This is a genomic window from Ruegeria sp. BG11, assembly GCF_056538565.1.
In genome coordinates, this window is sequence record NZ_JBQFTH010000074.1 from 1 (window position 1) to 503 (window position 503).

Annotated in this window: 1 protein-coding gene; it reads right to left on the reverse strand. The window is 65.2% G+C overall.

Annotated features, from left to right (window positions below; translation table 11 throughout):
* On the reverse strand, positions 1-503 hold a 503-nt coding region (locus tag ACR0JF_RS23460; protein WP_480670159.1), incomplete at both ends, for a polysaccharide deacetylase family protein.

The following is a 503-nucleotide window of genomic DNA, read 5'->3' on the forward strand; positions in this document are numbered from 1 at the left end:
GGGCGACTCGCGCGCGTATGTCCGGGTTCGATGCCCCATAAGGGGGTGCAAAATGGCGTATGGGCTGATCCAGCCGGGCGGTGATGTCCTGACCAGGGCCGGTTATCTCGTCTTCAAGCGCCTCAGGGTCCAGCGTGGTGAGGTCGGGGTGGCTGATACTATGCGCGCCGAAACAGACCCCTTCTTCGGCCAATGCCGCAACTTTGTCCCAGCCCATCAGCGGGCGCGGGGGGACATGTCCGCCGGGCCAGCTGTCACTGCCGCCCATCCGGCCCGAAGGCAGATAGACGATCGGGGTGAAATTATGATCGCGCAGGATCGGCCAGGCGGTATCGGCGAAATCTTCGAACCCGTCATCGAAGCTGATGATGACCACGCGCGGGGCAGGCGGGTTGGCCAGCGCATCCGGTGTGACCACCGGCAGGCCGGATGCCGCCAGCGCCTGCATCTGGTCCTTGAACACCTCGGGCGCAATCGAGGTCGGTCCCGGCGCATCCGAGATC